Source organism: Nocardioides sp. T5 (assembly GCF_048161455.1).
In the GTDB taxonomy this organism is placed as follows: domain Bacteria; phylum Actinomycetota; class Actinomycetes; order Propionibacteriales; family Nocardioidaceae; genus Nocardioides.
In genome coordinates this window covers 3,739,542-3,758,087 of record NZ_CP182415.1, presented here as the reverse complement: position 1 = coordinate 3,758,087, position 18,546 = coordinate 3,739,542, and the positions used below count along the sequence as shown (strand labels likewise).

The following is an 18,546-nucleotide window of genomic DNA, read 5'->3' as shown; positions in this document are numbered from 1 at the left end:
CGACACCGTCACATCAGCCCGTGCTCGTACGCATAAGCCGCGGCAGCGGTCCGAGAGGCGACGTCGAGCTTGGTGAAGATGTTGGAGAGGTGGCGCGCGACGGTCTTCTCGCTCAGCACCAGCGCGGCTGCGATCTGGGGGTTGGTGCGGCCGGTGGCGACGAGGCGGAGCACCTCGACCTCGCGGGGGGTGAGTCCCGCCGGCGACGCGACTGGCGCGAGCAGCGCCGAGACGAGGTCCTCCGCAGGACGGGCACCCAGGCGGCGGAAGCAGTCCCGCGCCGCCTCGAGCTCGCGGCGCGAGGCGGCGTCGTCGCCGAGCCGGGCGAGCGCCCGGCCGCGGAGGACCCCGGTGCGCGAGGCGTCGTACGGAGCGGACGCGCGCGCCCACAGCTGGCCGGCCTTGCGGAGGAAGGGCAAAGCTCCCGCCGGGTCGTCGGCAGCGAGCTCGACCGCCCCGGAGCACTCGGCGGCCATCGCCGTGAGGACCTCCGAGCAGGCCAGGGCCGACAGCTCGTCGGCAGCCGACCGCGCCCGGTCCACCTGCCCGGAAGCGAGGAGCACCTCGACCGCCGCGGGCAGGACGCGACAGCGCGCGACGGCACCGACCTCCTCGGCCAGCATGCGGTCGACGGCGGCCAGCGCCGCAGCGTCCTGCCCGCGGGCGAGCCACAGCAGGGCGAGCCCGGGCTGGGGGTCGCAGCCGTGGTCGGACGCACGCTGGTAGGCAACATCGGCTTCGTCGAGGTCGCCGCGCAGGCGCAGGACGTCGCCCGACTCGCGTGCCGTGAGGCCGATGGCGTCCGGCGACCCGACATCGACGTAGCGCTGCGCGGCGAGCGCGAGCTCGTCGAGCGCCTGCGCCCAGTCGCCGTGCACCCGGAACAGCTGGCCGCGGTGCAGGGCGCACTGGCCGGTGAAGAGGAGCAGCCCGGGCTGTGCGGAGCACCACCGCTCGAGGGCGGAGGCCCACTCCGCGACCCGACCGAAGTCGCTGATCTCCTGGCAGCCCTCGATCGCCGTGCAGTAGACGTGCCCGGCGATGATGGGCGTGCACTCGCCGGCGATCACCCGCACCATCGCCTCGTCCAGGCAGGCGAGACCGTCGGGGATGCGGCCGGTGTAGAGCCGCAGCCGTCCCTGGCCGGTGAGCCCCATGGCCACGAGGTCGGGATCGCGGTTGCGGCGCCCCGCCTCGGTGGCGAGGTCGGCCTGCTGCGACGCCTGCGGGATCTCGCCGCGGTCGAGGTGGCCGAACATCCTCAGGAAGGCCACCCAGCCCGCCTCTGCCGAGTCCGCGCCGACGTCGGGGAGCAGCGCCTCCGCCCGCGCCGACCACCCGGAGAAGAGGGCCGGCTCCCCGTGGGTCGCGCAGCTCATCGCCAGGCGGAAGGCCGTGTGCACGGCCCCTTGGGAGTCACCCGCCTGCTCGTGCAGCCGGAACTCCTGCTGCAGCGCGAGCACCGTCGTGTCGTGGTGCCCGAGCAGCTCGGACGCGGTGGCGAGGTCGTCGAGGTCGGTTGCCGGGAGCCCGGCGCGGTCGGCGCGCGCCCAGACGTCGTACGCCTCGGGCCAGTCGCCGCGCTCGTAGGCCTGGCGCGCGCGGTCGACGTCGCCGGCCACGGCCATCGCCCTCACCTCCTCCTCGAGCGTACGACCACTCATGCCGCCGCGGGGTGGCTCGAGGTCACCGGCTCCGGACTGCGGGAACGGCTCGCGACCCGGTCGGCGACGTACGCCGCGTCCCGGCCGACGCCGGCCATGAGCATCGAGCTGAACGAGTACTGGAAGGCCAGGCCGCAGAAGAACAGGCCCGGTGTGTCGGCGACGACGCCGCGCTCTTCCCTCGGCCAGCCGTCCTCGTCGAGGACGGGGAGGTGGATCCAGTCGAAGACCTGCCGGAAGCCGGTGGCCCACACGACGGTGGACACGTCACGCGGTGTGCCGTCGACGACGGGCCGGCCGTCGCGCGACTCCTCGACCCGGCTGGTGACGCGCTCGACGCCGCGCTCGGCGAGGTCGCGCCGCTTGACCCGGAGCATCGGGCCACCGTGACGACGCAGCTCGTCCTTGAGCTTGGCGCGCATCGGGCTGCGCCGGGTGAGGACGTGCCGCCAGGCGAACAGCAGGACCGGGAAGACCACGCGGAAGGCCGGTGAGCCGAGCCGAGGCGGGATCTCGCCGCAGTCCCGCCCGGCGAGGATCACCGGGTGCGTCTCGGCCAGCTCGTAGGCGATGTCGGTGCCGGAGTGGCTCGCGCCGACGACCAGCACGGCGCCGTCGTTGACCTGGCTGGGCCGGCGGTACTCGCTGGAGTGCAGCTGCAGGATGCTCGGGTCGAGTGCTGCCGCCACGTCGGGGACCAGTGGGCTCCGGCCGAACGTCCCGGTCCCGACGACGACGTTGCGACAGGTGAACCGGCCGCGGTCCGTCGTCACGACGTAGCCCTCGCCGTGCGGGTCGAGCGCCTGCACCCGGGTCTCGAGGCGCACGGGCATCTCGAACGTGCGGGCGTAGGTCTCCAGGTAGTCGCCGACGGCGTCCTTGCCCGGGAAGGTCCAGCGCGGTGCGGGGAACGGCAGGCCGGGCAGGCCGTCGAACTGGGCGGCGGAGTAGAGCCGGAGGCTGTCCCACTGCCGTCGCCAGTTGTCGCCGACGCGGCTGGCCGCGTCGAGGATGACGAAGGGCACGCCGCGGCGCTGCAGGTGGTAGCCGGTCGACAGTCCGGCCTGGCCGGCTCCGATGATGACGGTGTCGATGTCTGTGGTGTCCATGGCTCGACGCTATTTCCGCGACGGCACCCGCCGCGTCGGGTGGAATGCCCATCTCGTACGCCGTCCCCGATGGGTGGATGCACCCATCCGCTGCGGTGCGCGTGCCCAAAATCGGGGCAGCCCGCAGCCCCGGGACAGCCGTACGCTCGACGGAGCCGAGGCGAGGAAGTGGGGTGGACGGGCAGCCGGAACTCAACCTGCACGTGCTCGGCGAGCTCACGGCCACGCGGGACGGCGCGGTCGTGGACCTCGGCGGGCGACGTCAGCGCGCCGTGCTGGCGGCGCTGGCCGTGCAGCGCGACCAGGTCGTGACCGCGGACCACCTCGTCGACTGCGTGTGGGGCGACCACCCGCCCGCCAACGCGAACGGCGCGCTACAGGCGTACGTCAGCCACCTCCGGCGCGCGCTCGAGCCGGGCGCGACGGCCCGCCACCGCGGGGGCGTGATCGCCCGCGCCGGGCCGGGTTACGTGCTCAGGCTTCCGCCCGATGCTGTGGACGCGTGGGCCTTCGAGGCCGCGGTCGAGTCGGCCGCCGGCCAGGCGCCGGGAGACGCGGTGTGCACGCTCGAGACGGCGCTGCGGACCTGGCGCGGACCGGCGTACGCCGACTACGCGGGGGAGGCGTGGGCCGAGGCGGAGGTCGCCCGGCTCAGCGAGCTGCGCGGGGTCGCCCGCGAGCGGCTCCTCGCCACCCGCCTCGAGCTGGGCGAGGCGCCGCTCGTCATCGGCGACCTCGAGGCGCTGGTCAAGGAGGACCCGCTGCGCGAGGAGCGCTGGCGGCTGCTCACCCTCGCGCTCTACCGGGCGCACCGCCAGGCCGCGGCGCTCGAGGCGCTGCGCCGCGCCCGCCAGGTGCTCGCCGACGAGCTCGGCGTCGACCCCGGCCCCGCCCTCCGCGCGCTCGAGGCCGAAGTGCTCGCGCAGTCACCGAACCTCGACGGCGTCACGACCAGGAGCGCGAGCGTGAGCATCCCGCGCCCCCGCACGCCCGACGGCCTCGTCGACCGCGACCGCGAGATGGCGCTGCTGAGGACCAGGCTCGACGAGCTGGCCGACGGGACGTCGGGATGCGTGCTCGTCGAGGGCTCGGCCGGCATCGGCAAGACCCGGCTGCTCGACGAGCTCCGTCGGCTCGCCGTCGCCGCCGGCGTGTGGGTGCGGTCGGCGCGGAGCAGCCCCTCGGAGCACGGCTTCGAGTGGGGAGTGGTCCGGCAGCTCTTCGGCGCCGGGGTCGACGACGCGATCGGTCGCGAGGACCGCTTCGCCGCGCTCCGTGAGCTGTGCGAGCTGACGACCGGCCTCGCGGAGGAGGCCCCGTTCGTCCTGTGCGTCGACGACGTCCAGTGGTGCGACGAGGCGTCGCTGCAGCTCCTCGCCTACCTGGTCAGGCGCCTCGACGGGCTGCCCGTGCTGATGGTGCTGGCGCTGCGCACCGGCGAGCCGCACGAGGCCGACGAGCTGCTGGCCGAGCTCGCCGCGGACGAGTCGGTGACGGTGGTGCGCCCGGCGCCGCTGACGGAGCAGGGCACCGCGGCGCTGGTGACCGACCGGCTCGGCCGCGGCGCCGACCCGTTCGTGGCCGCCTGCCACCGGATGAGCTCGGGCAACCCGCTGCTCCTGCGCCAGCTGCTGCGCGCGCTGGCCGACCAGGGCGTCCCGCCGGACGCCGCCCACGTCGACACCGTCCGGGCGGTGGGGTCGCGGGCGGTCACCTCGCTCGTGACGCTCCGCCTGCGCCGGATGCCGGCGGCCGTGACGACGGTCGCGCGCGCCGTCGCCGTACTCGGTCCGGAGGCCGACCTGATGGCGGTGGCCGACCTGGCGCAGCACCCCGAGGAGGACGTCGCGGCGGCGCTCGACGTGCTCGCCCGCAGCGAGATCCTGCGCGACGGGCACCCGCTCGACTTCGTCAACCCGCTCGTGCGCGACGCCATCCACGCCGACATCCCGACCGGCGAGCGCGCGCTGCTCCACGAGCGGATGAACCGTCGGCTCAAGTCGTCCTCAAGTCACCCCGGCGATGCTGAGGTGCCCGGATCGTGAGGTGGTGACGATGCAGCAGGCTGAGGCGTTGCGCGGGCTGGCCGGTGGTGCCGTCCACCTGCCCGGCGACCCCCTCTACGACGAGGCGCGGATGCCGTGGAACCTCCAGGTCGACGAGCACCCGGCCGCGGTCGCCTACCCTGGCGACCCCCACGAGGTCGCCCGGATCGTCAAGGCCGCCGCGGCAGCCGGCCTCCGGGTCGCGCCGCAGGGCACCGGCCACGGCGCCCCGCCGCTCGCCGGTCGGCTGGGCGACGCCGTGCTGCTGCGCACGTCGGCGATGACCGGGCTGAGCGTCGACGTCGCGACCCGTACGGCACGTGCGGAGGCCGGCGTGCTGTGGGGCGACGTCGTCGCCCGGGCCGGCCGTGTCGGGCTGGCCGGGCAGCACATGTCCAGCCCGGGCGTCGGCGTGGTCGGCTCGTCACTCGGCGGCGGGGTGAGCTGGTACTCCCGCCAGCACGGCCTGCAGTGCAGCGCGATCACGGCCGTCGAGCTGGTGCTCGCGGACGGGACCTTCGTGCGCAGCACCGAGGACAGCGACCCCGACCTGCTCTGGGCCGCGCGCGGGGGGAGCGGCGGCTTCGGCGTGGTCACGGCGCTGGAGTTCGACCTGCTGCCGATCCGGACGGCGTACGCCGGGATGCTCGCGTGGGACTGGCAGCACGCCCGCCGCGTGCTCACCGCGTGGGGCGAGTGGACGGCGGACGCGCCGGAGGCGGTGACGAGCGTCGCGCGGATCTTCCAGGTCCCCGACATCGAGTGGCTGCCCGATCAGCTGCGCGGGCGGAAGATGGTGATGATCGACGCGGTGGCCCTCGGTGACGCCGAGGCGGGCGCCCGCTCCATCGCCGGTCTGCGCGCGCTGCGGCCCGAGGTCGACACGTTCGCCCAGGTGCCCGCCGCCGACATCGCGCACCTCCAGCTCGACCCGCAGGAGCCCACCGCGGTCTACGCGAACAGCGTGCTCGTCCACGGCCTGCCGCCGGACGCGGTCGACGCCCTGGTCGACGTGGCCGGCCCCGGGTCGGGCAGCAACCTGCTGTTCGTCGAGCTGCGCCAGCTCGGCGGCGCACTCGCGCGGCCCGCTCCGCGCGCCGGCGCGATGGACCACCTCGACGGGTCCTTCCTGGTCCTCGGCGTGGGCCTCGACGTCGGCACGGGGTGGAGCGCCGTGCGGCAGGACGCCCTGCGGATCCTCGACTCGCTGGCCCCGTGGACGTCGAGCGCGGCCTATCTCTCGATGGCCTACGAGGCCGCCGCCCGGCGTGGCTGGTCCCCGGCGGCGTACGACCGGTTGCTGCGGATCCGACGGTCTGCCGACCTCGACGGCCTGTTCGTGGGCCCCCAGGCCGCGTCGAACGACTGATTCCGCGGTCGGGCTCAAGTCGGGTTCAAGTCGCCCGCAAGCGTCCGGGTGCACCTTCGTCTGGTCAACCACGACACACACGGAGGAAGCATGACCATCGCACAGACCAGCCCCGCAGCCGTACCGTTCGCGGAGCTGGACGCACTCACCATCGGCACCGTCGCGGTGCCCGGCGACACGGCGTACGACGCCCTCGTCTCGCCGTGGAACGTCGCCGTCCCGGTCCGACCGGCCGGGGTGCTCGCGGCGTTCGACGCCCAGGACGTCGCCGAGGCCGTGCAGTTCGCGGCCCGCCACGGCCTCCGGGTCACCCCGCAGGCCACCGGCCACGGCCCGATGGCCGACCTGACCACCGAGCTGCTGGTCACCACCAAGGAGCTCGACGAGGTCGTCATCCACCCCGAGGAGGGCTGGGCCCGCGCCGGAGCCGGCGTGAAGTGGCTCGCGGTCGTCGAGGCCGCCGCGCCCTACGGACTCGCGCCGCTCTCGGGATCGATCACCGACGTCGGGATCGTCGGCTACACGACCGGCGGCGGGCTCGGCCCGATGGCCCGGACCTACGGCCTCGCCATCGACAAGGTGCGCGCCATCGAGGTCGTCACCGGCGACGGTGTGCTGCGGAGGGTCACGCCGACCGAGCACCCCGAGCTCTTCTTCGCCCTGCGCGGCGCGAAGGGGATGCTCGGCATCATCACGGCAATCGAGTTCGACCTGGTCGACCAGCCGAGCTTCTACGGCGGCTCGCTGTGGTTCGACGGCGCGGACGCCCCCGCCGTCATCGACGCCTGGCGCGCCTGGTCGGACGAGCTGCCGGAGGAGGCGACGACGTCGTTCGCGCTCTTCCAGCTGCCCGAGATGGAGGGCGTCCCGCCGATGCTCGCCGGCCGGCTCACGCTGTCGGTGCGCTACGTGTGGACGGGCTCGGCCGAGGAGGGGGAGCGCTGGTTCGCCGCGATGCGGGCGGCCGCTCCGGTGATCCTCGACGACGTGGCCGACAAGCCCTACACGGCGATCGACTCGGTCCACACCGACCCGCTCGACCCGACCCCGGCCCACGAGGCGGGCCACGTGCTCACCGACTTCTCGGCGGAGACGGCGGACGCGCTGCTGTCGCTCACCGGACCGGGAGTCCCGTCGCCGCAGATCCTGGTGGAGGTACGCCAGCTGGGCGGGGCCTACGCCCGGCCGGGTGAGCACCCGGCTGCCTTCGCCTCGCGCGACGCGGCGTACTCGCTGCTCGTCGTCGGGATCGCCGAGGTCCCGGGGGTCGAGGAGCACGCCGCCGCGATCCTCGACGCGATGGCACCGTGGGTGGGCGGCCACCGGCTGCCGAACTTCACCTTCACGCCGGAGGAGTACGTCGACGCCTACGACGAGGTGACCCTCGCGCGGCTGCGGCGGGCGCGGCGGACGTACGACCCGGACGGCGTGCTGATGATCGGCGGCGTGCTCGGCTGAGCCTTGGCGACTCGTGGCCCTTCTTGGTGGGTGGGGCCACGAGTCGTTCGCGTGCTTCTCCAACGATGGGCACGGCGTGAGGACCCGCCCGCAGTATGATCGTGGTATGACCGCCAAGATCGCTGTGAGCCTGCCCGACCACCTGGTCGAGGAGGCTCGTGCCGCGGTGGCCGGGGGTCGCGCCGCATCGGTGTCTGCCTACGTCGCCGAAGCGCTCGCCGAGAAGTCGAGGCGGCGCACGCTGGCAGAGGTGCTGGATGAGATGGATGCCGAACTGGGTGCCCCCGACGCCGCCGCCGTGGCTCGGGCAGCCCGCGTCCTTGAGGCCCTCGACGTCCAGTGAGCGGCATCAGCCTCGACGCGGGGGCCCTGATCGCGATCGAACGGGGAGACCCCGACGTCCGCGCGCTGCTTCGACAGGCGGCAGGCCGTGGGCTGGAGGTGCACGTGGTTCCTGAGGTCGTCGCCCAGGTGTGGCGCGGCGGACCGCGGCAGGCGCGGCTCGGTGCGTTCCTCTCGGCTCGAGGCGTGACGACGCCGGAGTACGACGTGCACGCCGCTCGCGAGGTGGGACGACTCTGCGGCGCCTCAGGTCGTCACGACGTCGTCGATGTGCATGTCGTCTGGCATGCCCGCAGTCGCGGCCACCTCGTCGTCACGTCCGACCCGGAGGACATGCGAGCCATCGACCCCTCGCTTCCGCTCGTGTCGGTCTGAACGCCGTTCGGCGTTCGGTAGGGCGGATCGGGGGTCGTGGCGGATCGGACGACTGTCACCGATGTCTTGAGACATCACAGGCGGATGGGACGAGCAAGCATCAGTCAGTCGAAAACACTTGCGAATAGTGTTTGATTGAACTAAGGTGGAAGCACGTTCCGCCAGATCAGGGCCACCAGGACAAGTCACCAGTGCGCCAAACCCTGGCTCGTGGGACGAGTTGCGAGGGTCACGTAATTGCCTCCCCAGCTGGGGGCCTCCAGGAGCGACGACCGTTGATCAGCTGCGCGCGTGCGTGGCGGACCCGTCGTCGTGAGGAGACCGATCGTGACCCACCCGATCATCACCGCTGCCTCAGACATCCGCTCCTCGCTGAAGGCGGTCGCCGACGCCAACCCGACCTTCATGACGGTCGAGGAGAAGGCGACCGCACTGCAGGACCTGGTCGCTGCCGAGGGTCAGCTGGCCGAGCTGCGGCTGCGGATCCTCGCCGACGCCGGCGACCTCGCCGCTGAGACCGCAGCAAGGGACGCCGCCGGTTGGCTGGCGCACCACACGCGCACGAGGTACGCCGACGCCCGAGCGGAGCTCAGGCTCGCCGCGGCACTCGACCGGGACCGCCCGCGGCTCGTGGCAGCCATGCGCGAGGGCAGCGCCACCCTGGCCCAGGCACAGGTGATCGACCGCGCCCTCAACGCCCTGCCTCCGACGCTGCCTCCGCAGACAGTCGCCGAAGCCGAGGAGCACCTGGTCGAGCGGGCACGGGAGTTCGGCCCGAAGGAGCTCGGGCGGATCGGCCGACGCATCCTCGACGTCGTCGCTCCAGAGATCGCCGAGGCTGCCGAGGGTGCGCGGCTGGCCGAGCTCGAGGCTCGCGCGCGCGACGTCACCCGCCTGACCATGCGCCGGTTGGGCGACGGCACGACTCGTATCTCCTCGGTCGTCCCCGATGCGGCCGCGACGAGGTTCGCGACCTACCTCGAGGCGCAGGCCAACCCGCGCCGCGCCCACGCCGGCGCCACCACCGGCAAGGACGATTCCCCAGGTGACGTCACGGCGACGGCCCAGGATCCGGTGGCACGGCTCGCCTACCCGCGCCGGATGGGTGAGGCGTTGGTCGCGTTCCTCGAGACGGTCGACGCCAGCCAGCTACCCATCCACGGCGGCAGCGCCACCACGGTGGTCGTCACCATCCCGCTCGCAGCCCTGCAGGCCGAGCTCGCCGGTGCCGGCATGGTCGGGGCGGGACTCGTCCCCGGCGACGACCTCGCCGGGGACCGCATCTCCGCCTCGCAGGCCCGCCGTCTGGCGTGCACCGCGAACATCGTCCCGGCGGTCCTGGGCGGCCGAAGCGTCCCCCTTGACCTCGGTCGGTCGCGCCGGCTGTTCACCCCCACCCAGCGCCTGGCGATGGCCGTACGCGACCAGACGTGCCGCGCCGACGGGTGCGACGTGCCCGCCAGCTGGTGCGAGGCCCACCACCTCCGTCCGTGGGAACACGGAGGGCGCACCGACATCGACGACGGTGCCCTGCTCTGCAGTCACCATCACCATCGCGTCCACGACACGACGTATCTCGTCGAACGCCTTCCCCAGGGGGAGCTCCGCTTCCACCGACGCAGATAGCGCCGATGCAGTACCGACTACGTGCGGCGGTCGTGAGCCTCAGGAGGCGCCGGCGTCGGGCGCCACAGCGCGTCCAGTGCTGCAGCGACCTGTTCGGGGCGAGCCCCGAGCGACGTGTGGTCCTGCTGGAGCACGAGCAGGAGCCAGAGGGTGGGCAGGTGCCAGGCGTGCACCTCGTGCTCGTGGGGCGCACGGTCACCTGTCTGCCAGGCGACCATGTCGAAGAGGACAGGGGCGTGACGGTCGTAGAGCCCGTAGGACGAGCGACCGGGACGCAGGGTGAGCAGCCAGATGGCACCGGCCATCCGCTCCTCGGGGCTGTCGCCCTGGGGAAGGTTGGCGACGAGGTGCTGCCACAGGCCCTCGGCGTCGCCGACGACCTCGCGTCCCGCGGGGGTGAGCACGAGGCGACCGGCGTGGCGGCGTACGAGGCCGAGCGTCTGCGCTCCACGGCGCACCCAGCGGACGGGAGGCAGGTTGTCCTCGCGCAGGGTCTTGCCGAAGACCCAGTCTCCGCCCCAGCCGAGCCGGTCGAGGAGCTCACGCACCGAGGCCTGCTTCATCAGGCCGGTCGGGGTGAGGTCGACCCCGTCGCGCGCGAGATCGAGCAGGGTGAGCAACGGGCGCAGCGCAGCAGCGCGATCGATCGTGGGCCCCGGTGCTGCCAGGCACAACCCCGCCAGCAGCCGGACGCCCTCCTCTGGGAGGACTGCCACGAGTGCGGTGACGTCCGGGTGAGGAGGCAGTCGAGCGGACAGCTGCTCGGTGGTCAGCGCGGCAGCCGACGCTGACGCTTGGGCTTCCGCGACATCGAAGTGCGTGGCGTCGAAGTCGACGGGCACCCGCTCCGCCAGGTGGCGGAGGTGGTCGTCGTCGAGGTCGTCGGAGTCGCCGTCGACCTGCCACCGTACGAATGCGTTCCAGGCTCCGATGCCGCCGGCGTCCTCCAGGGGGCATGCCGCTGCCCCGTCGACCACACGCACGGCCTGGGCGGGCTCGACGTCGCGGACCACCTCCAACCGGAGGTCGTGGTCCCACGCGTCCCCGAAGTCGTAGAGGTAGCCGACGGCGTCACCGACGTCCGCCAGCACCTCGTCCAGGCGCACGTCACGCTCGGGCGTGCCGTCCATTCCCTCCTCGACCTCGCTGTCCGCGAGCAACCGGCTGCGCGAGCGGGACGTCGTGAACTCGTGCAGGTGCGAGTCCGACCAGCCGATGACGGCCTGCAGGACGCGGTGCACGGTGCGTAGGTCGAGACGGCTGTCGAGCTCGAGCCGTCGCCAGATCGGCTGCTCACTCTCGACGAGCGACACGTGGACGACGTACGTCACGGGGCGGACGCGCCGGGCCGCTAGACCCGTCGCACGGTTGACGGGGCCGTCGCCGGGGCGCAACGGGATCACGTTTCCTGCAGGCATGACCTCACGCTAGGCGACGAGTCGTGTCACGCACCCAGCGCGTCGAGCCCGTAGTAGACGGCGAAGGCCGGCCAGACGAAGCCCTCGAGAACGGCGAGGACGTACTCCCAGAACCCGTCGGCCTGGACCCAGAAGTAGACCCACGCCCCGAAGATGCCGAGCCCGTAGATGGCGTTGCCTGCCTGATTGGTTGCACTGCTCGTGGCCATGGGGTGCTCCCTTCCCCTTCCACGCTAGGACGGGCACCAGCTCCTCGGCAGGGTCCTTCGGCCCGGCCTGCGCCACTAGCCTGACTCCATGGCGGTGCCCGGCACGAAGCTGCGCGTCCCACTGTCACGCCGGCAGCTCGTGGACCGCACACGCCTCACGGACCGGCTGCGAATCGGTGGCGGCTCGGTGCCGCGACTGGTGCTGGTGGCAGCGCCCGCGGGCTTCGGGAAGACCACGCTGCTGACGCAGTGGCTCACCGCCGGTGACGTCCGGGTCGCCTGGCTCTCGCTGGACGCGGCGGACGCCGACCAGCGGCGATTCCTCACCCATCTCGTCGCGGCCGTCCGCGCGAGCGCTCCCGAGGTCGGCGCCGAGGCGATGGACCTCCTCGAGAGCGACCGGACGGTGCGGGCCGAGGACGTGCTGGTCGGTCTGGTCGACGAGCTCGACGCGCTGCCGGGACCGACCGTGATCGCGCTCGACGACTACCACGTCGTCGACGACCCCGACGTCCACGAGGCGGTCACCTTCCTGCTCGACAACCTCCCGCCGCAGGTGAGCCTGGCGCTGACGGCGCGGGCCGACCCGCCGCTTCCCCTGTCCCGGCTGCGGGCGCGGGGTGAGCTCCTCGAGGTCCGGGCGGACGACCTCCGGTTCACCGAACCCGAGGCGACGATGTTCCTCAACGACGTGATGGGGCTGGGCCTGGCGGAGCAGCACGTCGCCGCGCTGGAGCAGCGGACCGAGGGGTGGGCGACCGGGCTCCAGCTCGCGGCCCTGTCGGCGGCCGGGACCGCGGACCCCGACGGCTTCGTCGAGGCCTTCGCCGGCAGCCACCGGTTCGTCCTCGACTACCTCGTCGACGAGGTGCTCGCCGGACTGCCCGACGACGTTCGGGCCTTCCTGCTCGACACGTCGGTCCTCGACGACCTGAGCGGTCCGTCGTGCGACGCGGTCACCGGTCGCACCGACGCGCAGCAGCAGCTGGAGGCACTCGAGCGGGCGAACCTCTTCGTGGTACCGCTCGACGACCAGCGCCGCTGGTGGCGCTACCACCACCTCTTCGCCGAGGCACTGCGAGCGCGGCTCGCGGCCGACGCCCCCGAGCGCGTCGGCAGCCTGCACCGCATCGCCGCCGGCTGGTACGCCGATCACGACCGCCTGCCCGACGCCGTCCCGCACGCCTTGGCCGGCGACGACGTGGAGCAGGCCGCCGGCCTGGTCGAGCTCGCCGTGCCCGCGATGCGCCAGCGGCGCCAGGACCGGACGATGCGCGAGTGGCTGCGCGCGCTGCCGGAGGACGTCGTACGCCGTCGCCCGCTGCTGGCGATGCACCTCGCGTGGGCGCGGCTCTCTGAGGGTGACCTGGACGGGCTCGCGCAGTGGCTCGACGCCGCCGAGACGGCGCTCGCGGCGCAGCCGCCCGCCCCGCCGACGATCGGTCCGGCCGGGGCGAGGGAGGCCCGCGACCAGGACCTGGCGAGCCTGCCGGCCATGATCGAGGTCTACCGCGCCACCGCGTCCCAGGCCCGCGGTGACGTCGCCGGGACGACCGCTCACGCGGCCCGGGCCCGCGACCTCGCCGGCCCCGACGACCACTTCGTGCTCGGTGCGGCGTCCGGCTACCTGGGGCTGGCCGCCTGGGCTGCCGGGGACTTGGCGGCCGCCGCGGACACCTTCAGCGAGGCGGTGCGCCACATCCGTGCCGCCGGCAACGTCGCCGACGCTCTTGGGATGACGGTCGTGCTGGCCGACATCGCCCGTGGGCGCGGTCGCCCTGACGAGGCGCGGCGCCTCCACGAGCATGCGCTCGAGGCCGCGGCGTCCACCGCGGGCCCACCGCTGTCGACCACGGGTGACCTCCACGTGGGGCTCGCCGACGTGCTGGTCGAGCACGGTTCGCTCGCCGAGGCGGAGGCGCACCTGCAGGCCGCCGCGGACCTGGGCGAGCGCGCGTCGCTGATCGAGAACCGGCACCGCGCGCACATCGCCCGCGCCGCGCTGCTGCGGGCGCGGGGCGACCTCGACGGAGCGGTCGCGGCGCTCGACCGGGCGGAGGCCCTCTTCCTGCCCGGGTACTTCCCCGACGTCCGGCCGGTCCCGGCGCTGCGGGCGAGGATCCGCATCGCCCAGGGCCGGCTCGCCGACGCCCGCGACTGGGCGAGCGAGCACGACGTGGTGCTGGAGGAGAGCGACCACCTCGGCGAGCTCGACCGGCTCACCCTCGCGCGGCTGCTGGTCGCGGAGCACGACCGGCTCGACGACGTCGTCGCCGCGACGGGGCGGATCGCGACGGAGGCCGGGGCAGCCGGTCGCGGGGGCAGCGTCGTCGACGCGCACGTCGTACGAGCCCTCGCCCACCGTGCGAGGGGTGATCGCGAGGCGGCGCTCGAGGCGCTGGGGGAGGCGCTCGCCGGCGGCGTTCCCCACGGGTATCGGCGTACCTACCTCGACGAGGGGGCCGCGATGGTCGAGCTGCTGGAGGCGCACGGGACCGAGCTGGCGGCCACCGTCCTCGCGGCCGCCACGCCGCCCGCGCCGACGTCCGGGCCGGAGCAGACCGAGGGGCTCAGCGACCGCGAGATCGAGGTGCTCCGGCTCCTCGCGAGCGAGCTGACCGGGCCGGAGATCGCGCAGCGGCTCTACATCTCCCTCAACACGCTGCGCACCCACAGCAGGCACATCTTCACCAAGCTCGACGTCACCACCCGCCGGGCCGCCGTACGTCGGGGGACCGAGCGCGGGCTCCTCTGACGCGCGGCTCACACGCGAGTCACATCACGGATCACACGGCGATGTGATGTGGGGTCACCACGTCGCTTCCTAGCGTCCTGGACACCGCCGGACACCTCGCCCGGCCCGAGTCCAGGAGCCGATCATGAACGTCACCAGCAGCGGCCTCACCAGGGCGGCCGGCGCCGCCGCCGCGACCGCCGGAGCCATCTTCATCGCCGTGCAGGTCAACCACCCGGCCGGGACGGCCTTCGACACCGAGACCACCGAGTGGGTGGTGCGATCCTGCGCGAAGACCGTGATGGCCGTCCTCGCCCTCGTGGGGATCACCGGCCTCTGGCTGCGCCAGCACCGGCAGGCCGGGGTGCTCGGGCTCGTCGGGTACGTCGTCCTCGCCATCGGCTACCTGACGATGCTCACCGTCCAGGTCATCGCCGCGGCCGTGCTCCCGACGCTGCTGGACTCGGACCCCGGCTACGTCCTGGACGTGGTCCACGCAGCCGAGGGCGGTGCTCCTGCCGGCGACATCGGTGCGATGCAGGTGGTCCTCAACGTCAGCGGTGCCGGCTACATCCTGGGCGGGCTGATCTTCGGTGTGGCGCTGTTCCGGGCGGGCGTGCTGACCCGCTGGCCCGCTGCGCTGCTGGCCGTCAGCACCGTGTCGACCGCCGCACTCGCCGTCCTGCCGGAGGCGTTCAACCGCCCGCTCGCGGTCCCGACCGGCATCGCCCTGATCGGCCTGGGCGTCGCCCTCTGGCGCAACCCCGGCGACGTCCGGGCCCGCACGTCCGAGCCCGCCGCGGTCCTCGCTCCCTCGGTCCGATGAGCCGCCGCACCGGGTGGGCGCTCCCGGCTGCTCTGGTCGCCCTCTGCCTCGTCCCGGTCGTGTCGGGAACCCTCCGGCTGGTGCAGCTGGCCGGAGGGCCCGACCTCATGCCGGCCGACGACCGATGGGCCGGCTGGCCCGTGGCGCTAGTCGTCCACATCGCCGGCTCGGCGGTCTTTGCGCTGGTGGGCGCCCTCCAGCTCGTGCCGGGCATCAGGCGCCGACACCCCGGCTGGCACCGGCGGGCGGGCCGGGTGCTCGCCGTCGCCGGTCTGCTCGTGGCTGGCTCGGCGCTCTGGCTGACGCTCTTCCACGACCCGCAGCCGGGGACCGGTCCGCTCCTGTTCGTCCTGCGCCTCGTCGTCGGTTCGGCGATGATCAGCTGCCTGGTGGTGGGCGTGGCGGCCGCTCGGCGGCGGGACTTCACCACCCACCGGGCCTGGATGATCCGCGGCTACGCGATCGCGGTCGGCGCCGGGACCCAGGTCTTCACGCAAGGGTTCGGCGAGGCGCTGATCGGCCACGGCGAGCTGCGCGGCGACCTTCTCAAGGCGGCCGGGTGGGCCATCAACCTGGCGGTCGCCGAGTGGGTGATCCGGCGACCCGCCCGACGGCGTACCTCCCGTCCCCGCCCCCGCCCGCTGCCCGCCGAAACGGTGTCGACGTGAGCACCCCGACGACGTACGACATCCGCGTCGAGGGTCACCTCGACGACCACTGGGCCCAGCGGCTCGGCGGCCTCGCGCTCACGCGGAACGCCGACGGCACCACCACCCTGGCCGGTCCGTTGGCCGACCAGGCCCAGCTCTACGGCGTGCTCTCGGGGCTGCGCGACATCGGCGCCACGTTGCTCTCGGTCGAGGTCAGTCCAGCGCGCTGAGGTCGGGCGGGACGTCGACGGCGTGCGCCTGCAGCAGCTCGAGGGGTACGACGTCGAGCGCGCGCTCCGACGTGGCCGCCAGCACGACCGGGGCGGCCACCCCGGCGTCGTACGCCTGGAGCCAACGGACGGCGACCACGCACCAGCGGTCGCCGGGGACGAGGCCGGGGAAGTGCCACTCGGGGCGCGGGGTGGACAGGTCGTTGCCCACCGAGGCCTGGTGGGCCAGGAACTCCTCGGTCATCACCGCGCAGACCGCGTGCAGGCCGACGTCCTGGGGGCCGACGGTGCAGGTGCCGTCGCGGTGGAAGCCGGTCAGCGGGTCGGTGCCGCACGGGTCCAGCTCGCCGCCGAGGACGTTGCGCTCCGTCATGGGGAGATCATGACTGGTTCGGTTTCGTGACGGGACTTCGTCCCTCCTCAACCAGCGGTGGAACGTGCAGCCTTCTTGGCCGCCGCCTCGTCACGCCGCTCGACGAACCGCGTGGCCTCGCCATCGAGCGCGGCGACAGCGGCGGCCAGCTCGTCGCGGGCCGCCTCGCCGTCGGCGTCCAGGCCGGTCAGCTCCCACACACCCCACTGCCGCAGCAGCGGCGCGACGATGTCGTCGTGGTGGATGCGGAGGTCGTAGATGCCGGCCTTGGCCATCTGCACGGCCTTGCGCGAGAAGCCGGGGATGACGCTGCCGGGCATCTCGAAGCCGACGACCTCCTCGGTGATGGCGCGCATGGTCTGGCTGGGCGAGAGCTCGAGGGCAGCGGTGACGATGTTGCGGTAGAAGATCATGTGGAGGTTCTCGTCCTTGGCCACGCGGGCGAGGAGCTTGTCGGCGATCGGCTCCTCGGTGTAGCGGCCGGTGTTGCGGTGCGAGACGCGGGTGGCGAGCTCCTGGAAGGACACGTACGCGCAGACGTTGAGCAGCGACTTGTCCATCGCCTCGTAGCCGGTCTCCATCGTCTCCATCCGCGCGCGCTCGAGCTCGACGGGGTCGACGCCGCGGGTGACGAGGAGGTAGTCGCGGATGCAGAACGCGTGCCGGCCCTCCTCGGCGGTCCACCGGTTCACCCACGTGCCCCACGCGCTGTCGCGGCCGAAGGCGCGGTCGATCTCGCGGTGGTAGCTCGGCAGGTTGTCCTCGGTGAGGAGATTGACCTCGAGGGCCGTGCGCGCGATGGGCGAGAGCTGCGACTGCGCCACCTCCCACGGATCGCCACCGAGGTCCGCGAAGTCGCGCCCCAGGCTCCACGGGACGTACTCGTGGGGCATCCACTCGTCGGCCATCGACAGGTGGCGGTTGAGGTTGTCCTCCACGACCGGCTCGAGCTCGGTCAGCAGCTGGGTGGTCTCGAGTGCGGCCATGCCATCTCCTCGTCCGGCGGACGCGAGGGCGACGCCCTCGCCCTCCTTGCCTACACCCGCGGAAGGGTCGGTGGATAGGCCCGGGATAAATGTGATATCAATTTGCCATCACAATCCGAACGAGGGGGATGCACATGAGCGGGGACACGCAGCTGAGGCCCGATGGGCCGACCGATGGGCCGACCGACGAGTCGGAGGGTGGGGCGCCCGCGGGTCGCCCCGTAGGTCACGAGGGGACACGCGTCGACGTCACCGAGCGCATGGCGTGGTCGGTCGACGGCTTCGCCGGGCTCGCAGTGACCCTGCTGCTCCTGGGGCTGGGCAGCTGGCTCACCGTCCTCGGGATCATCGACGCGGACGCCGGAGAGGGCGGCGTCGGCCTCATCCTCGGCGGCCTCGCCATCGCCGTCCTCGGGCTGCTTCTGTCCGCCTCGCTGGCGATCGTGGCGCCGGGACAGACGCGCGTCGTGCAGTTCTTCGGCCGCTACGTCGGCACGGTCCGCCGGCCCGGTCTGCGGATGCTCGTCCCCCTGACCACGAGGCGCAACGTCTCCGTGCGCGTGCACAACTTCGAGACCAACGAGCTCAAGGTCAACGACGCCGACGGCAACCCGATCAACATCGCCGCGATCGTCGTCTGGCAGGTCGCCGACACCGCGCGGGCGACCTTCGCGGTCGAGGACTACGAGGACTTCGTGGCCGTGCAGGCCGAGTCCGCGCTGCGCCACGTCGCGATGAGCCACCCCTACGACAACGCGGCCACCGAGGTGACCCTGCGCGGTGACACGGAGGTCATCTCCTCCGAGCTAGCCGCCGAGGTGGCGGCCCTCATCGCACTGGCCGGTCTCGAGGTCATCGAGGTGCGCATCTCCGCCCTCGCCTATGCCCCCGAGATCGCCCAGGCGATGCTGCAGCGCCAGCAGGCCTCGGCCGTGATCGCTGCGCGGGAGAAGATCGTCGAGGGCGCCGTCGGCATGGTCGAGAGCGCGCTCGGCCAGCTCGAGGAGAAGGACATCGTCGACCTCGACCCCGAGCGCAGGGCGGCGATGGTGTCCAACCTGCTGGTCGTGCTGTGCTCGGAGCGAGGGACGACCCCCGTCGTCAACACCGGCTCGCTCTACACCTGATCGGG

General features: G+C 73.2%; 17 protein-coding genes. 11 read left to right on the top strand and 6 right to left on the bottom strand.

Annotated elements, in window-relative coordinates; translation table 11 throughout:
- Window positions 1-8: 8 nt before the first annotated feature.
- On the bottom strand, window positions 9-1,664 hold the full coding sequence (locus ACNKF0_RS18390; protein ID WP_416954285.1) for a LuxR C-terminal-related transcriptional regulator: 1,656 nt from the start codon (window positions 1,662-1,664) through the stop codon (window positions 9-11).
- Entirely contained in the window at window positions 1,661-2,773 is a 1,113-nt protein-coding gene (locus tag ACNKF0_RS18385) for a flavin-containing monooxygenase (protein ID WP_416954284.1), read from the bottom strand. The genes ACNKF0_RS18390 and ACNKF0_RS18385 overlap by 4 nt, the downstream gene beginning before the upstream one ends.
- Window positions 2,774-2,946: 173 nt before the next feature.
- On the opposite strand from ACNKF0_RS18385, the gene ACNKF0_RS18380 reads away from it, so the two are divergent.
- From ACNKF0_RS18380 to ACNKF0_RS18355, 6 genes are all read left to right on the top strand, one after another.
- Window positions 2,947-4,818, top strand: a complete 1,872-nt coding sequence (locus ACNKF0_RS18380) for a BTAD domain-containing putative transcriptional regulator (protein ID WP_416954283.1) — start codon at window positions 2,947-2,949, stop codon at window positions 4,816-4,818.
- Window positions 4,819-4,828: 10 nt separating this feature from the next.
- Window positions 4,829-6,187: an FAD-binding oxidoreductase gene (locus tag ACNKF0_RS18375; RefSeq protein ID WP_416954282.1), complete on the top strand. Its 1,359-nt coding sequence runs from the start codon at window positions 4,829-4,831 to the stop codon at window positions 6,185-6,187.
- 90 nt (window positions 6,188-6,277) lie between these two features.
- The gene (locus ACNKF0_RS18370) at window positions 6,278-7,645 is read left to right on the top strand and encodes an FAD-binding oxidoreductase (protein WP_416954281.1); all 1,368 of its coding nucleotides are present in this window, start codon (window positions 6,278-6,280) and stop codon (window positions 7,643-7,645) included.
- Between the two features lie 106 nt (window positions 7,646-7,751).
- Window positions 7,752-7,988 carry a hypothetical protein gene (locus ACNKF0_RS18365; protein ID WP_416954280.1) on the top strand — a complete coding sequence of 79 codons (237 nt, stop codon included), beginning with the start codon at window positions 7,752-7,754 and terminating at the stop codon, window positions 7,986-7,988.
- Window positions 7,985-8,362, top strand: coding sequence for a hypothetical protein (locus ACNKF0_RS18360; protein ID WP_416954279.1), 378 nt, complete (start codon window positions 7,985-7,987; stop codon window positions 8,360-8,362). The genes ACNKF0_RS18365 and ACNKF0_RS18360 overlap by 4 nt, the downstream gene beginning before the upstream one ends.
- Before the next feature lie 327 nt (window positions 8,363-8,689).
- On the top strand, window positions 8,690-9,988 hold the full coding sequence (locus ACNKF0_RS18355; protein WP_416954278.1) for a DUF222 domain-containing protein: 1,299 nt from the start codon (window positions 8,690-8,692) through the stop codon (window positions 9,986-9,988).
- A gap of 17 nt (window positions 9,989-10,005) precedes the next feature.
- Here ACNKF0_RS18355 and ACNKF0_RS18350 read toward each other — a convergent pair whose 3' ends face one another.
- Window positions 10,006-11,406 carry a plasmid pRiA4b ORF-3 family protein gene (locus ACNKF0_RS18350; RefSeq protein ID WP_416954277.1) on the bottom strand — a complete coding sequence of 467 codons (1,401 nt, stop codon included), beginning with the start codon at window positions 11,404-11,406 and terminating at the stop codon, window positions 10,006-10,008.
- Window positions 11,407-11,432: 26 nt separating this feature from the next.
- Complete coding sequence (locus tag ACNKF0_RS18345; RefSeq protein WP_299926012.1) at window positions 11,433-11,615, bottom strand: hypothetical protein; 183 nt, start codon at window positions 11,613-11,615, stop codon at window positions 11,433-11,435.
- A gap of 88 nt (window positions 11,616-11,703) precedes the next feature.
- Between ACNKF0_RS18345 and ACNKF0_RS18340 the strand changes: the two genes are divergently transcribed.
- From ACNKF0_RS18340 to ACNKF0_RS18325, 4 genes are all read left to right on the top strand, one after another.
- Window positions 11,704-14,370, top strand: a complete 2,667-nt coding sequence (locus ACNKF0_RS18340) for a LuxR C-terminal-related transcriptional regulator (protein WP_416954276.1) — start codon at window positions 11,704-11,706, stop codon at window positions 14,368-14,370.
- A gap of 124 nt (window positions 14,371-14,494) precedes the next feature.
- The gene (locus ACNKF0_RS18335) at window positions 14,495-15,175 is read left to right on the top strand and encodes a hypothetical protein (protein ID WP_416954275.1); all 681 of its coding nucleotides are present in this window, start codon (window positions 14,495-14,497) and stop codon (window positions 15,173-15,175) included.
- Complete coding sequence (locus ACNKF0_RS18330; protein ID WP_416954274.1) at window positions 15,172-15,843, top strand: DUF2306 domain-containing protein; 672 nt, start codon at window positions 15,172-15,174, stop codon at window positions 15,841-15,843. The genes ACNKF0_RS18335 and ACNKF0_RS18330 overlap by 4 nt, the downstream gene beginning before the upstream one ends.
- On the top strand, window positions 15,840-16,055 hold the full coding sequence (locus ACNKF0_RS18325) for a hypothetical protein (protein WP_416954273.1): 216 nt from the start codon (window positions 15,840-15,842) through the stop codon (window positions 16,053-16,055). Before ACNKF0_RS18330 ends, ACNKF0_RS18325 begins: the two co-directional genes overlap by 4 nt.
- Here the strand turns inward: ACNKF0_RS18325 and ACNKF0_RS18320 are convergent.
- Both ACNKF0_RS18320 and ACNKF0_RS18315 read right to left on the bottom strand, forming a co-directional pair.
- The gene (locus tag ACNKF0_RS18320; RefSeq protein WP_416954272.1) at window positions 16,039-16,428 is read right to left on the bottom strand and encodes a DUF2237 family protein; all 390 of its coding nucleotides are present in this window, start codon (window positions 16,426-16,428) and stop codon (window positions 16,039-16,041) included. The two genes, ACNKF0_RS18325 and ACNKF0_RS18320, sit on opposite strands and share 17 nt — an antisense overlap.
- Window positions 16,429-16,475: 47 nt before the next feature.
- The gene (locus ACNKF0_RS18315) at window positions 16,476-17,414 is read right to left on the bottom strand and encodes an acyl-ACP desaturase (RefSeq protein WP_299926006.1); all 939 of its coding nucleotides are present in this window, start codon (window positions 17,412-17,414) and stop codon (window positions 16,476-16,478) included.
- Between the two features lie 134 nt (window positions 17,415-17,548).
- Between ACNKF0_RS18315 and ACNKF0_RS18310 the strand changes: the two genes are divergently transcribed.
- A complete protein-coding gene (locus ACNKF0_RS18310) occupies window positions 17,549-18,541 on the top strand; it encodes an SPFH domain-containing protein (RefSeq protein WP_416954271.1) in 993 nt (330 codons plus the stop codon).
- Window positions 18,542-18,546: the final 5 nt, after the last annotated feature.

Excerpts from the sequence above, each read along its gene's own strand:
- ACNKF0_RS18390 (WP_416954285.1), bottom strand. The coding sequence starts at position 1,664 with ATGAGTGGTCGTACGCTCGAGGAGGAGGTGAGGGCGATGGCCGTGGCC.
- ACNKF0_RS18385 (WP_416954284.1), bottom strand. The coding sequence starts at position 2,773 with ATGGACACCACAGACATCGACACCGTCATCATCGGAGCCGGCCAGGCC.
- ACNKF0_RS18375 (WP_416954282.1), top strand. The coding sequence starts at position 4,829 with ATGCAGCAGGCTGAGGCGTTGCGCGGGCTGGCCGGTGGTGCCGTCCAC.
- ACNKF0_RS18370 (WP_416954281.1), top strand. The coding sequence starts at position 6,278 with ATGACCATCGCACAGACCAGCCCCGCAGCCGTACCGTTCGCGGAGCTG.
- ACNKF0_RS18365 (WP_416954280.1), top strand. The coding sequence starts at position 7,752 with ATGACCGCCAAGATCGCTGTGAGCCTGCCCGACCACCTGGTCGAGGAG.
- ACNKF0_RS18350 (WP_416954277.1), bottom strand. The coding sequence starts at position 11,406 with ATGCCTGCAGGAAACGTGATCCCGTTGCGCCCCGGCGACGGCCCCGTC.
- ACNKF0_RS18345 (WP_299926012.1), bottom strand. The coding sequence starts at position 11,615 with ATGGCCACGAGCAGTGCAACCAATCAGGCAGGCAACGCCATCTACGGG.
- ACNKF0_RS18340 (WP_416954276.1), top strand. The coding sequence starts at position 11,704 with ATGGCGGTGCCCGGCACGAAGCTGCGCGTCCCACTGTCACGCCGGCAG.
- ACNKF0_RS18335 (WP_416954275.1), top strand. The coding sequence starts at position 14,495 with ATGAACGTCACCAGCAGCGGCCTCACCAGGGCGGCCGGCGCCGCCGCC.
- ACNKF0_RS18330 (WP_416954274.1), top strand. The coding sequence starts at position 15,172 with ATGAGCCGCCGCACCGGGTGGGCGCTCCCGGCTGCTCTGGTCGCCCTC.
- ACNKF0_RS18320 (WP_416954272.1), bottom strand. The coding sequence starts at position 16,428 with ATGACGGAGCGCAACGTCCTCGGCGGCGAGCTGGACCCGTGCGGCACC.
- ACNKF0_RS18315 (WP_299926006.1), bottom strand. The coding sequence starts at position 17,414 with ATGGCCGCACTCGAGACCACCCAGCTGCTGACCGAGCTCGAGCCGGTC.
- ACNKF0_RS18310 (WP_416954271.1), top strand. The coding sequence starts at position 17,549 with ATGAGCGGGGACACGCAGCTGAGGCCCGATGGGCCGACCGATGGGCCG.